Source organism: Streptomyces spiralis, assembly GCF_014654675.1.
GTDB classification, from domain to species: domain Bacteria; phylum Actinomycetota; class Actinomycetes; order Streptomycetales; family Streptomycetaceae; genus Streptomyces; species Streptomyces spiralis.
The window spans coordinates 12,193-25,925 of record NZ_BNBC01000010.1 but is presented as its reverse complement, the minus strand read 5'-3'; the positions used below and the strand labels follow the sequence as shown (position 1 = coordinate 25,925).

Below are 13,733 nucleotides of genomic sequence, written 5' to 3'. Positions count from 1 at the left end.
TCGCGCCGCTGATACCGATCGCCCCTGTGTACGGTGCTTGCAGCGGGTCGGGGATGGGCCGGGATCTGCCAGTGAGCGGTGTCCTCCGCGGGCACGGCGCGGGTGCGAGCCACTAGCAGGGTCGCGTCGTCACGCGCTTCTTCGTCCACCAGGTCGGCGACGATCGCCCGGCCGGTCTCGTCCAGAGTGCGGTTCGAGCGATGGGAGGTGGTGAGCGCATGGGTCAGCCGTCGGAGCCCGCCATCGGTGTCGTCGTCCGCCCCTCGATCGACCAGGCCGTCGGTGTAGAGGGCGAGAACGCTGCCTGGCTCGAGGTCGATCGTGGTGGTCTCGTACGGCATGCCGCTGACGGCGAGTGGTGGTCCGGGGACAATGTCGACTGTATCGGCGGTCCCGTCGGGCCGGACCAGGACGGGTGGCGGGTGTCCGGCACTGGCCATGGCGCAGCGTCGGGTGACCGGGTCGTAGACCGCGTACAGGCAGGTGGCGCCGACGGCGTCGTGTTCGTCGGACGGTGCTTCGGCCGCAAGGCGCTGAACCAGGTCCGCGATACGGGTGAGCACCTCGTCCGGTTCCAGTTCGAGGTCTGCGAGGGTCTGGATGGCGGCGCGCAGGCGGCCCATGGTGGCGCTTGCGGGGATGCCGTGGCCGACCACGTCTCCGGCGACGAGGGCCAGCCGGAGGGAGGGCAGGGCGATGGCGTCGTACCAGTCGCCGTTGGTGCCCGCTCCCCCGCGTGCGGGCCGGTAGACGCCGGCGGTCTCGGCTGCCGGTGTGTCGGTCGTGGCCGGGGGAAGCAGGCTCTGCTGCAGGGCCATGGCCGCCCGGTGCTCGCGCGTGTAGCGGCGGGCGTTGTCGATGGCGAGTGCTCCCCGTGAGGCGATCTGCCGCATCAGGTCCGTCTCGTCCTCGGTGAAGGGTTCGGACAGGCCGGTGCGCCAGACCACGATCGCGCCGAGGGTGAGGCCGCGGGCGTACAGGGGGGCCGCCATCACCGCATGGGCGTCGTGCGGGATGAGGTGTTCGGCCAGGTGCGGGCCGCCGAGCAGGGCGGCGAAGTCGTCCCGGCTGCAGACGACTGTCTCGCCGTGCTGGAAGCTGCGCAGGAGGGGGTGGTCGGACAGCGGTGGGACGGGATTGCCACGCTCGATGCCGGCCGGCCACGCCGCTGTGGCGGGCGCCAGGCCCGCGTTGCGCAGATGCGGATCTCCGCCGCCCAGCCGCTCGGCGGGCTCGTCACCGTAGAAGACGGACTGCGCGAGGTCGACTGCGGCGAGTTCACCGAAAGCGGGTACGAGTACGTCCGCAAGGTCCTGCGCGGTGCGCACGACGTCCAGGGAGCCCCCCACCCGCTCGGCGACCTCGCGGGCGAGATCCAGCTGTCGGCGGGCGCGCAGCTCAGTGTCGTCGATGTACAGGGCTGCGACCCCGGTGGGACGTCCGCGCGCGTCCTCCAGGCGGAAGGCGGACAGTGACAGCGCGTGCCGCCGCGCCGGACGGTACCGCAGGCTCACTTGCCGGCTCCTGTGGACCACCGGGACGCCCGTCTGGAGTACCTGGCGCAGTACCGCCTCGAGGTTCTCGGCGTCCTCGGCGCACAGCACGTCGTGCAGCCGGGTGCCGGGCTGTACCGGACGGCCGTCGAGAGCGTCCTGCGTGGCATTCGTCTGCACGGTGGTGAGGTCGGTGTCGTGCAGAGCGATGGTGATCCGGTGCTGTGCGGACAGGGCCCGCAGGAGCGCCGCGCCGTGCTGATGGTCGGCGACGTGATGGGTGGCCGCCGCCAGTACGAGGAGTTCCGCCTGGGTGCCCAGCCTTGTGGTCCGGAAAGTGACGTCGACGGTGTGGCCGCACCGATGCCACAGCCGCACCTGGCCGAAGGCCGGCACGTGCGTGGCCCCGCTCAGGTCGTCCGGGAGGTCGGCCACCAGTTCCCGCACAGGGCGGCCGTGGACATCGTCGGCGGGGAACCCCGTCAGATCCTCTGCTGTCCCGGTCCACCCCACCACCACGCCTCGATCGTCGAGCACCGCGGCTGCCAGGCCGTCCAAGGCAGAGATGCTTCCGCCGGGACGGGCACCGGAGTCGCTCGTCGCTGCTGGGGAGGCGCCGGCCGAGGCGGCGTTTTCACCGTTCACTGGGTGGTCCATGTCTCTGGCTTCCTTATGAGAGCCCGCGGCTACGGGATACCGGCATGCACGGATGTTCGCTGGCGGCCGCCCGGCTCGCCGACGGGTCACCGGGCACCGGCCGTGGAGGGCAGGTCCTGTTCGGCCCAGACGACCTTGCCGTCCGTTGCGGAGCGGGAGCCCCACCGACGCGAGAGCTGCGCGACCAGGTGGAGGCCGCGGCCGTGCTCGTCGAGCGTGTGGGGATGGCGGGGGCGTGGCCGGCCGGTGTTGCTGTCGGAGACCTCGCACGTCAGCACCCGGTGCTGGATGAGCCGTAGGCGGCTCGGGCCGTCGCCGTGGCGGATGGCATTGGTGACCAGCTCGCTGACGATCGACTCCACGGGCGTCACGAGTGGCTCCAGACCCCATTCCCTGAGCTGACGGGCGGCCAGGCGCCGGGCTGTCTGGACAGTGACCGGTTCGTTCGGCAGGTCCCAGGAGGCGACCTGAGCGGGCTCGATCGCGCGGGTCCGGGCAAGGAGCAAGGTGACGTCGTCGGCCGGTGCGTGGCCCCGCAGGCCCTGCATCGCTCGCGAGCACATGTCCTCCAGCGACCCACCCGGCTGGGCCAGGGTGGTGCACAGGCGGCGCAGGCCGACGTCGATGTCCTCGTCGCGGGACTCCACCAGCCCGTCGGAGTAGAGGGCGAGCACACTTCCCTCGGGCAGTTCCAGTTCCACGGACTGGAAGGGCACCAGACCGAGGCCGAGGCCGAGCGGGGCTCCGGCGGGCAGGTCGGGGACGGTGACCTGGCCCTGTTCACCGACGATCAGGGCCGGTGGATGCCCGGCCCGCGCCATCGTGCACCGCCGGGTGACCGGGTCGTAGACGGCGTACAGACAGGTGGCGCCCACCACCGCGGGGGCCTGGCCGGAGTCATCGGATTCCTCGTCGTTCAACCGTCGGACCGTGTCGTCGAGGTGTGCCAGCAGTTCGTCAGGGGGAAGGTCCAGGTCGGCCAAGGTGCGCACGGCGGTGCGCAGCCTGCCCATGGTCGCCGCGGCGTTGATGCCGTGGCCGACCACGTCGCCGACGACAAGGGCCACCCGGGCGCCGGACAGCTCGATCACGTCGAACCAGTCACCCCCCACGCCGTGGTCCATGTCGGCCGGCACATAGCGCGATGCGACCTCGACGGCTGCACCGCCCTGCACCCGATGGGGCAGCAGGTCGCGTTGCAGCGTGAGGGCGGCGGTGCGTTCACGGGCGTACTGGAGCGCGTTGTCCAGGCAGAGTGCCGCGCGGGTGACCAGCTCCTCGGCGAGGAGCAGGTCGTCCTCCTGGAAGGGCGTCTGCTCCACGGAGCGGCCGAACAGCGCCAGGCCCAGCACGCAGCGCCGCGCACGGATGGGTACGACCATCAAGGAGTGGATGCCGCTGTCACGCACCTTCTGCGCCCGCACCGGATCGTGGTCGACCCAGGGACCTGAACGGGTGTCCAGCACCGGCTCCAGGTAGGACCGGCCCGTGCGCATGGCGGCGGTGAACGGCGAGTCCGGGTGGGTGTGGACCACCTCTTCACGCACCCACGGCAGCTCCAGGACACCCATGTCGACGGAGGCCACACCGGCGCGGCGCATCGACTGCGGACGGCCGCTCGCTGTGCCGATCCGAGCCGACGGCTCGACGCCGAACGGAACAGACTCCACCAGATCGACGAGGGCGTGGTCGGCCAGCAGCGGTACGGCCAGCTCGGCCAGTTCCTGCCCGGTCCGCATCACGTCGAGGGTGCTCCCGATGTGCGTGCCGGCCTCACTGAGGATGGCGAGGCGCTCACGCGCACGCCTGTTCCCGGTCACGTCCACGGTCATGGAACACACGGCCAGGGGCGCGCCGTCCGCGCCCTGGAGGCAGAAGAACGAGGCCGAGAACGCATGCTCACGGCGCCGATCCGCAGGCGGCCACGCCCGGTACTCGTGCACCGTCGTGGTCCCGCTCTCCAGCACCTGCCGCATCACCACCTCGAGCGCTTCGGCCTCGATGGCGGGCAGCGAGTCCTTCAGGCCGCGCCCGAAGCGTCGGTGACGAGGCACGCCGTCGTGACGCTCCATGGCGTCGTTCACCCAGACACAGCGCAGCCGCGTGTCATAGACGACGATGCCGATCGGGGCTCGGGCAAGGAGTGATTCCCGCACCGGCCCTCCGGTCGCCCCCGAGGACAGGGACCCTATCTCGGTCACGGACACCAGCCACCGGTTGCCCGCATCATGCCCCCACAACAATGAGACCCGCAGCGTCACCCTGAGCGTGCGGCCGCCGCGGTGGCGGATCGCTGCCGTCCCCGACCAGCCACCCCACGCACGGCACTGTTCGACGAACGCCGAGGCCCTGTGGGCCTCCTCGGGGGGCGGCAGCACGTGTACGGCGGACCGGCCCACCACCTCCCCGGCCGCATACCCCACAAGCTGCTGCGCTGCCTGTGTCCACCCCACCACCGTGCCCTCGGCGTCGACGACCGCTATCGCGGCGTCGGGCATCTCACGGGGGCACGCCGGCTCGGCGAGGGCGGTCTGGTCGGTGTACGTCATCGCGGTTCATCCCATCGGTGCGGAGGTGAAGAGAGCGTCGGCACGAGGCGCGGCGGCTCTGTGTGCAGCGGTGGTGAACGGCGTTGTCCGGTTGAGCGGCACACGTGGGGCATGTGTCCGTATGCGACATTCTGCCCATTTATGATGAAATAGTCAGATGTAATCCTTTCATCGTCAAGTGCCTCGTCGGGATTCATTGAACGATCAGGAGTGTGGGACGAACATCCGCAAGCCCGGGATGATCGGGCTCAGCTCCTTGCCGCCTCGCCTTCGACTCAGCGCCTCGCTGCAGCGCAGGCAAGTCTGGGACGGCACGGACGAGAAGCTCCCGCACATGCTTGGCTTCTCCGCGGGCGAAGCCCGCGGCAGCGTCCGGCGCCCCCTTCCCGTCGTAGCCTGACGAGGACGCCGTGCCCTCGTGGCTTCAGCCGTGCCCTCTTGGCTTCACAGGTGGATGGGCAGGTGACGGGGTCCGCGGAGCATCGCGTTCTGCCGGTACGGGGGCGGGTCTTCGACCAGGCGGGCGCTGCCGAGACGGGGAAGCAGGGCGCCGAGCGCGGCATACGCCTCGACGCGAGCCAGGGGTCCGCCGTAGCAGGCGTGGATGCCGCTGCCGAAGCCGAGGTGCTGGTTGTCCGGGCGAGCGGGGTCGAACCGGTCGGGATCGCGGAACCGCATCGGGTCGCGGTTGCCCGAGGCCAGCACCAGAACGACGGACGCGCCTGCGGGGACGAGGGTGCCGGCGATGTCGATGTCGGCGTGCGGGATGCGCTCACGCATGTGGACCGGGGGCTCGTAGCGCAGCAGCTCCTCCACCGCTCGCGGGAGCAACTCCGGTTCCCGGCGCAGCCGGTCCAGTTGCTCGGGGTGGCGCAGGAGGGTGAGGGCGCCGTTGGTGATGAGGTTGACCGTGGTCTCGTGTCCGGCGATGAGGAGCAGTACGGCGGTTTCGGCGAGTTCCTCGTCGGTGAGCCGTAGAGCCGGGTCCGGCTCGTTGGCGAAGGCGGAGAGCATGTCGTCGCCCGGCTTGCCACGGCGCTGCTCGGCCAGGTTCAACAGGTAGCCGCCCATCTCCATCCGTGCCTGGTCGCCGGCCTTGTCCGGCTCGGTGGAGTCGTCGGGCCTGACGTCGGCGGCGGCGACGATCGCGTCGGACCAGGCCCGGAAAAGGGGTTCGTCCTCGTGGGGCACGCCGAGCAGGCGGCAGATCACGGTGACGGGCAGCGGATAGGCGAAGTCGTCGACGATGTCGATCTGCCGGCCCGCCTCGAACGGCTCCAGCAGTTCCCTGGTGATCCGGTCGATCTCGCCGCGCATGCCGTCGACCCGGCCAGGGCTGTGCGGGGGCCCGAACGGCCGCATGGCGAGGGTGCGCAGCCTGTGGTGCTCGGGGTCGTCGAGCCGCAGGAACGGCGGCTTGTGGGTTGCCTCGCCGCGGGTGCGGGGATCGGCACTCATCCGTGGGTCGTGGAGCAGAGCGGCGATGTGGTGGTAGGTGCCGATCAGGTAGCTGCCGTCGGCCTGCGGCACCACAGGACCGGCCTCGCGGAGTTCCGCGTACAACGGGTAGGGGTTGGGACGGCTGGCGTAGTCGGTGATCCGTGCCAGCAGGGTCGCGGAGTCCATGACGGCTCCTCGTGGGGCGGGATGGGGGCTACACCACCGTCAGCCGACGGTCGGGAAGGTGACCGGTGAGTGCGACGGTCGGGCCGTGAGAGAGCACAGAGGGGTCCGGTACGGCGGAGGGGATCGTGACGTCGGCCGCGATCGCACGGTCCTGCGCGCCGGGCGGGGGCGGGAAGGGAGCGGCGGTCTCGATCAGGTGCCGGTAGTAGTCGAGCGCCTTGGCCATGTCGACGGTGACCGCGGCGGTGACCCGGCCCTGGTAGCCGTAGACCATCGCCAGACGGCGTGCCTCCAGGGAGCCCTGGGCGATGACGATGTGGTCGGAGTAGGTGGGCACGCCGACCGACTTGATGTTGAGGCCGAACTGGGTCGACCAGAAGACGGGGATGGCCAGGTGGGGTCGTTGCAGCGGTCCGGGGTTGACCATGTTGTGGGCCGCGACCTCGGCCTGTTCGACGGCATTGCCCCAGTGCTCCAGCGACAGCATCTGGTAGCCGAAGAGCGGGTGGGGGAAGCGGGAGACGTCGCCGGCGACGAAGACATCGTCGGTGACGATCCCGTACATGTTGAAGGCCCGGCAGCCTGCGTCGCAGGCGATGCCGCGCGGGCCCGCCGCCAGCCCCGACTCCGCCAGCCACTCCACGTTGCGGATCGCACCCAGGGCCACGACACACACGTCCGCCTCGACGCGGCTGCCGTCGGACAGCTGCGCGCCGGTGAAGCTGCCATTGCCGTTCAGGGCGGTGACCGTCACCCCGGTGCGCAGGTCCACGCCGTGATTGCGCTGCATGACGGCGGCGAGCTTGGACAGGGTGCCGCCGAGCGCGCCCACCAGGGGGGCGGGGCCGCGTTCGGCGACGGTCACCTCAAGGCCCAGTTCCCGGCAGGCCGAGGCGATCTCCGAGCCGGTGAAGCCGCCGCCGATCACCAGCACCCGCTCCGGCCTCGCGGCCAGCCGCTCGGCCAGTCCCGCGCCGTCCTCGCGCGTGCGCAGGGTGAACACGCCGTCCAGTGCGCCTTCCTCCGGGTTGGGCCAGGGCCGCGCGCGGGTCCCGGTGGCGATCAGCAGCCGGTCGTACGGCAGGGACTCACCGTCTTCGAGCGACACCCGTTTCGCCAGCAGGTCCACACCGGTGGCGCGCACGCCGAGGCGCCACTCGGCGTCCGGGTCCCGCCGCATCGGCAGCTCGAGGGTGTCCGCCGTCGCCTGGCCCAGCAGCACCTGCTTGGACAGCGGCGGCCGGTCGTAGGGCACATGGGGCTCGTCCCCCACCACCGTCAGTGAACCCGTGAATCCTTCCTCTCGCAGCACCTCGGCTGCTCTCAGCCCGGCCAGCGAGGCGCCGACGATGACGATGCGGCCGTCTTTCAGGTCACCGGGCACCGGTGCTCACCTCTTCCCCCAGGAGGATCGCCTGCACCGGGCACGCGGCCGCGGCCTGGCGCACACGCTCCACCTGATCGTCGGGCACGGCCGTGGTGTACAGCAGCCCCTCCTCACCGTGCAGCTCGAACACCTCCGGCGCGAGGAACACGCACTGCGCATAGCCCTGGCAGCGTGTGAGGTCGACAACGGTCCGCATCTCCACCACTTCTTCCTCCGTTGTCACACCCCCCTCCTCTCCAGCATGGGGCCAGAGCCGAGTCCCTGCATGCCTTGTGATCGAGAGCTGGTATTCGGGCCGGCAGGGCGAGGGGGAGAGAGATGAACTCCCGGCAACGACGCCCCAGTTACGGAGAAGCGTTCAGGTGCGCCCCCTTCGGCCAGGTGGTCCGGGTGACCCGAGTCACCGTCACCGTCTCCCCATTTCCATACGTCGTATGGTTATCCTGGCAGGGCGATTCCATACAGCGTATGGAACTGCTTGACGGACAACGCCACACAACGCCAGGCGCCTCACATCGCCTGCAAAAGCAGCTGTTGGTGCAGATCGCACCAACCGGAAGGAAAGATCATGAAGAAGCTCACGAAGCGGATTGCTGTCGCCGTTTCCTCCGTGGCGGTCGCGGGTGTCGCCGTTGTCGGTGCCGGGGGCACCGCTTCGGCCGCGACTCCCGCCTCTGTGCATGTCCAGCGGTCGGCCGTCGGCGTCAACGCCGCCGACTACCGCTGGGACCACGGCGTGGGTTACCTGATCGAGCAGGGCTACTGCTGGGACGGAAAGCGTGGCTGGCACCACGACGACCATGTCGCCGGCTCCCTCTGGCACAGCCGCGACGGTCGCTGCTACCGCTCGGACGATGAGCGGCGCGAGTGGAAGTCCGACAGGTCCTACCGGCACGACTGGAACCGCTACGAGAGCGACGGCCGGGGCTGGAACCACCACGACTGGAACCGCGGTGACCGGGACTACTTCGGCTGGGACCACCACGACCGGAACCACGGTGACCGGGACTACTACGGCTGGGACCACCACGACCGCAACCACGGTGACCGGTAGGACGGGTCCCGCCTGTGCCCCTGAGCGGAGGCCGTACCCCTCGCCTTGATGCCTGTCGGCGGCAGGGATGCGACCGCTGGTCACGGATCAGCGGTCCCCTGCCCGCCGCCCGGGCGGGTGACCGAGCGAGGGCCCGCTCCCTGCTCACCACCGTCGCAGGGTCGTGACCGGGCCCCGGCAACCGCGGCCGGCATCGAGGTGGGGACCGTGACGAGTCGGTTCACCACCACCACGACCGGTACAGCATCGATCGCTGAGACCAAGGATGTTCGCCGCGACTCCGCGGCCGACCCGCCCCGGTGAGACCAGCCGCCACGCGGCAACCCGCTACCTGCGTCGCATCGCCCACCTTCCCGCGCTCCGTAGCTCGCCACTCATCGGCAGGCTCTGCCGCAGGGACGGAGCGGTCAGCCGGAGTGCTGGCCGAGCCTGCTGAACTGCTCGACTCATGGACTCCTACTGATGACGCAGGTATTCAGCTAGACGAGGCCGACGGTCTCCCCCTCAGGAAGGAGACCAGGAACAAGCCAACGACCATGGTCATTTCACGGTTCAGCGTCGGCATACGGCTGCCGTGCGGAGGCTGGATGTGAAACCGCCCCGCCGGGCGGTCTCACCCGATGTGGCGGGGTGGCTCCCGTGTGTCGCAGCCTGATATCGCCCGACTACGGGCGCGCCTCAGGCGCCAGCGCATGGGGCGCGGCGTCTCAGGCTGACTGGCTCAATGGCCGGCGTGCCGGCCGTCACGACCGGCGGTGAGGCGGCCTTCCAGGCCCGTGATCAGCGTGTCCATCACGAGACGGAACATGTGGTCCTGGTCAGGGCCTTCAGGGGCCGCACTCGTAGAGCCAGGGTCTGCGTCCGCGGCCCCGTCTTCGTCGACTTCAGGGCCGTGGGACGTGAGCGTCGACCACTGGTGGAGTGCGCCGTTCAGTTCTGCGGTGAGGACACCGATGACGACGGCGACCATCAGCGCGGCGATCTCCGAGACCTCTGGCTGCGGCACACCGGCAGCGGCCACGATGGCGGTGAGGGCGGTCCAGAACGGGTCGTCGGGCTGGATGAAGTCCGGCTGGTGGCTGAACGAGTACGCCAGCAGCCTGGGGTGACGGTGCGCCAGGGTCCGGAAGTCCGTGGCGAGCAGGCGGATCCGCTCCTGCCAGGGCGCGTCCTCCAGTGTCACGGTGCGGAACTGCGCTCCGACCATTCTCGTCACGCCGCGCAGCACGGCTTCCTTGTTCGGCACGTGGTGGTACAGCGACATCGGGTTCGCGTCGAGCGCGGTGGCGAGTTTGCGCATGGTGAGCGCCTCGACCCCGTCCTCGTCGATGAGCCGCAGGGCGGCGGCATAGATCCCGGCCTCCGTCAGGGGCACGTCTCTCTTCCTCGTTCCCCGCGGGGGGCGTCTCACCTTCTTTTCCATACCTCGTACGGTACCAGTTCCGTACACAGTATGGAAATGAGCTTCACCACAGCCCCACCTGCGGTCCCGGGGTTGCACGCCACTTTCCATACCGCGTATGGTTCAAATTCCATACGGCGTATGTTTCCGTACGGCGCCACGCATCGATCTGCGCAGCGCGCCCTGCCCATCCCCCTCCGCCCCCTCCGCAGAGGAGCAAGACATGACCACGCACTCCGCGAACGACCTTCGCCCCATCCGTTCCCCGCGCGGGATCCCGCTCCTCGGCAACACGCCGCAGATCCCCGACACCAACCCGTTCGGGTACTTCGCCGAACTGTCCAAGCAGTTCCCCGAGGGCATCTACGGCATGGACATCGCCGGTATCGAGCAGGTCTTCGTCTATGACCCGGACCTGGTGGCCGAGGTCAGCGACGAGACGCGGTTCTTCAAGCAGATCGACAAGACGCCGCTGGCCCATGTCCGGGACTACTTGAACGCGGGCCTGTTCACCGCGCACCAGCACGAAGAGGAATGGGGCAGGGCGCACCGGATCCTGCTGCCGGCCTTCAGCCAGCGGGCCATGAGGGGCTACTTCGGGCAGATGCTGGAGATCGCCCAGAACCTGGCGGGCAAGTGGGAGCGCCGGGAGGGGAAGCCGGTCAAGATCACCGACGACTACACCCGGCTGACGCTGGACACGATCGCCCTGTCGGGGTTCGGCTACCGGTTCGACTCCTTCGACAAGGAGGAGCTGCACCCCTTCCTCAACGCGCTGCTGGAATCGCTGATCGAGTCGCTGCGGCGCTCGCAGGAGCTGCCGATGATGACCAAGCTGCGCAAGGCGGACGACCGGAAGTACCGCGACAACATCCGGCTGATGCAGGACCTGGTCGAGAGCGTGATCAAGGAGCGCCGCGAGGGGAAGGGCGGCGGTGAGGAGGACCTGCTGGGTCTGATGCTGGAGGCCACCGACCCGGAGACCGGCAAGGCGCTGACCGACGACAACGTCCGTGACCAGGTGCTGACGTTCCTGATCGCCGGCCACGAGACCACCAGCGGTCTGCTGTCGTTCGCCACCTACTCGCTGATGCGCAACCCGCACGTGCTGGCGCAGGCCTACGCCGAGGTGGACCGGCTGATGCCCGGTGACACGGTCCCGGACTACGACACGATCATGCAGATGGACGTCATCCCGCGGATCCTGGACGAGACGCTGCGGCTGTGGGCCCCCATCCCTTTGATCGGCAAGGCGCCGCTTGAGGACACCGTCATCGGCGGCCGCTACCAGCTCAAGAAGGGCACGCGGGTCAACATCCTCGAAGAACCGCTGCACACCCACCCCAAGGCATGGGACCGTCCCGACGAGTTCGACATCGACCGGTGGCTGCCGGAGAACCGCGCCAAGCAGCACCCGCACGCCTACAAGCCGTTCGGCAACGGTGTGCGCGCCTGCATCGGCCGGCAGTTCGCGCTGACCGAGGCCCGCCTGGTCCTGGCGCTGGTGCTGCAGAAGTTCAAGTTCTCCGACACAGCCGACTACAGGATGGACGTCAAGGAGGCGCTGACCCGCAAGCCCGGCGACTTCGAACTGGTCGTGCGCCGCCGCAAGGAGCACGAGCGGAACGTCTTCGGTGCCGTGAACCGGAAGACGGACGACACCCAGGCCCAGGCCGCGGTCAGCGGTGTGGGTGTGAACCTGACGGTGGCGTACGGCTCCAGCCTGGGTTCGTGTGAGGACCTGGCGCGCACCATCGCCGACCGCGGCGAGCGCTCCGGCTTCGGCACCACCCTCATCAGCCTGGACGAGCTGGGTGACAACTTGCCCTCCGAGGGCCTGCTCGCCGTCGTCGCCGCCAGCTACAACGGCAAGGCTCCCGACAACGCCCAGCGCTTCGACGACCTGCTCGCCGCCGGGCTGCCCGAGGGCTCGCTGGCGAACGTGCGGTACGCGCTGCTGGGCGCCGGCAACACCCAGTGGGTGGCCACCTACCAGGCATTCCCCAAGCGGATCGAGGAAGGTCTGCTGGCCGCCGGCGCCACCCCCATCGTCGAGCGCGGCATCGCGGACGCCGCCGGTGACTTCGACGGCATGGCCACGCGGTGGATGGACAACCTGTGGGCCACTCTGGCCGAGGAGTACGCCGCCGACACCTCCCAGGCGAGCGGCCCCCGCTACCAGGTCCAGCTGCTCACCGAACCCGACGTGCGCCCCGCGATCGTCTCCGAGCAGGCGTACCCGCTCACCGTGGTGGCCAACGAGGAGCTCGTGGCCGACGCGACCGGTCTGTGGGACTTCAGCATCGAGCCGCCGCGCCCGTCCGCGAGGTCCATCACCTTCGAGCTGCCCGAGGGCGCCACCTACGACACCGGCAACCACCTGGCCGTCTTCGCCAAGAACGAACTCGCCCTGGTGGAGCGCGCGCTGAGGCGGCTCGGCGTCGACTACGACCAGGTGCTCCGGCTCGACCAGCCCGCCGGTGGCCGCACCCACCTGCCGGTCGGCACCCCGGTCACCGCCGGCATCCTGCTCACCGAGTTCCTGGAGCTGCAGGACGTGGCCACCCGGTCCCAGATCCAGACGCTCGCCGAGTACACCGAGTGCCCGTGGACCCGGCCCCAGCTCCAGGCGTACACCGCCGACACCCAGGAAGCCGAGGAGCGCTACCAGAAGGAGATCCTCGGCAAGCGCATCTCCGTCCTGGGCCTGCTGGAGCGCTTCCCGGCCGTCGAGCTGCCGCTGGCGGTTTTCCTGGAGATGATGGGCCCCATCCGCCCGCGCTTCTACTCCATCTCCTCCGCCCCGTCCGCCAACCCGCGCCATGTGCGCCTGACCGTCGGCCTGCTGGAAGGTCCGGCCCTGTCCGGCGACGGCCAGTACCGCGGCACCTGCTCCGCCTACATCGCCGGCCTCGAGCCTGGAGACGTCGTCTACGGCTACGTCCGCGTGCCCTCCCCGACGTTCGCCCCGCCCGCCGACCCCGCCACGCCGCTGATCCTCATCGGCCCCGGCACCGGCATCGCGCCGCTGCGCGGCTTCCTGGAGGAGCGGGCGACACAGCACGCGAACGGCACCCAGGTGGGCGCGTCGCAGGTCTTCGTCGGCTGCCGCCACCCGGAGCACGACTACTTCTACAAGCAGGAGATGCAGGACTGGGAGCAGGCCGGGATCGCGCAGATCCACACCGCCTTCTCCGCGGTGACCGGCCACCCCGCCCGGTTCGTGCAGAACGCCATCGCCCATGCCGCCGACACGGTGTGGCAGGCCATCGAGGACGGGGCGTACGTCTACGTCTGCGGTGACGGCCGCCGCATGGCCCCCGCCGTCCGCGAGGCCCTCGCCGCCATCCACCGCCAGAAGACCGGCAGCGACGACGAGACCGCCCAGCAGTGGCTCGCCCAGCTCGAAGCGGACGAGCGCTACCAGCAGGACGTCTTCGCCTGACCGTCACAACGCCGTCGAGGCGTGTGACCCCCAGCCGCCGGGAGGCGTGCGGCACCCCCCCGCTGCCGGCCGTACGCCTCCCGGCCACCACAAGCCCCCAGACACCACACGGCACCCATC

At 70.0% G+C, this 13,733-nt stretch carries 7 protein-coding genes and 1 pseudogene; 2 read left to right on the top strand and 6 right to left on the bottom strand.

Annotation, left to right across the window (positions count from 1 at the left end):
* Positions 1-113: 113 nt before the first annotated feature.
* The 5 genes and pseudogenes from IE318_RS12910 to IE318_RS12890 form a co-directional block, all read right to left on the bottom strand.
* Positions 114-2,150 (bottom strand): annotated as a pseudogene (locus IE318_RS12910) (SpoIIE family protein phosphatase); the annotation flags it as partial.
* Positions 2,151-2,236: 86 nt separating this feature from the next.
* Positions 2,237-4,699: a SpoIIE family protein phosphatase gene (locus IE318_RS12905; RefSeq protein WP_189899834.1), complete on the bottom strand. Its 2,463-nt coding sequence runs from the start codon at positions 4,697-4,699 to the stop codon at positions 2,237-2,239.
* 444 nt (positions 4,700-5,143) lie between these two features.
* The gene (locus IE318_RS12900) at positions 5,144-6,325 is read right to left on the bottom strand and encodes a cytochrome P450 (protein WP_189899831.1); all 1,182 of its coding nucleotides are present in this window, start codon (positions 6,323-6,325) and stop codon (positions 5,144-5,146) included.
* Positions 6,326-6,353: 28 nt separating this feature from the next.
* Entirely contained in the window at positions 6,354-7,709 is a 1,356-nt protein-coding gene (locus IE318_RS12895; RefSeq protein ID WP_189899829.1) for an NAD(P)/FAD-dependent oxidoreductase, read from the bottom strand.
* Entirely contained in the window at positions 7,699-7,908 is a 210-nt protein-coding gene (locus IE318_RS12890) for a ferredoxin (RefSeq protein ID WP_189900085.1), read from the bottom strand. The genes IE318_RS12895 and IE318_RS12890 overlap by 11 nt, the downstream gene beginning before the upstream one ends.
* 372 nt (positions 7,909-8,280) lie before the next feature.
* Between IE318_RS12890 and IE318_RS12885 the strand changes: the two genes are divergently transcribed.
* Complete coding sequence (locus IE318_RS12885; protein WP_189899826.1) at positions 8,281-8,766, top strand: hypothetical protein; 486 nt, start codon at positions 8,281-8,283, stop codon at positions 8,764-8,766.
* 721 nt (positions 8,767-9,487) lie between these two features.
* Here IE318_RS12885 and IE318_RS12880 read toward each other — a convergent pair.
* The gene (locus IE318_RS12880; RefSeq protein WP_229903489.1) at positions 9,488-10,141 is read right to left on the bottom strand and encodes a TetR/AcrR family transcriptional regulator; all 654 of its coding nucleotides are present in this window, start codon (positions 10,139-10,141) and stop codon (positions 9,488-9,490) included.
* Between the two features lie 250 nt (positions 10,142-10,391).
* On the opposite strand from IE318_RS12880, the gene IE318_RS12875 reads away from it, so the two are divergent.
* A complete protein-coding gene (locus IE318_RS12875) occupies positions 10,392-13,613 on the top strand; it encodes a bifunctional cytochrome P450/NADPH--P450 reductase (RefSeq protein ID WP_189899822.1) in 3,222 nt (1,073 codons plus the stop codon).
* The last annotated feature ends 120 nt before the right edge of the window (positions 13,614-13,733 follow it).

What these genes read in the sequence shown, in the direction of transcription:
- IE318_RS12905 (WP_189899834.1), bottom strand. Translation starts at nt 4,699, where the DNA reads ATGACGTACACCGACCAGACCGCCCTCGCCGAGCCGGCGTGCCCCCGT.
- IE318_RS12900 (WP_189899831.1), bottom strand. Translation starts at nt 6,325, where the DNA reads ATGGACTCCGCGACCCTGCTGGCACGGATCACCGACTACGCCAGCCGT.
- IE318_RS12890 (WP_189900085.1), bottom strand. Translation starts at nt 7,908, where the DNA reads ATGCGGACCGTTGTCGACCTCACACGCTGCCAGGGCTATGCGCAGTGC.
- IE318_RS12885 (WP_189899826.1), top strand. Translation starts at nt 8,281, where the DNA reads ATGAAGAAGCTCACGAAGCGGATTGCTGTCGCCGTTTCCTCCGTGGCG.
- IE318_RS12875 (WP_189899822.1), top strand. Translation starts at nt 10,392, where the DNA reads ATGACCACGCACTCCGCGAACGACCTTCGCCCCATCCGTTCCCCGCGC.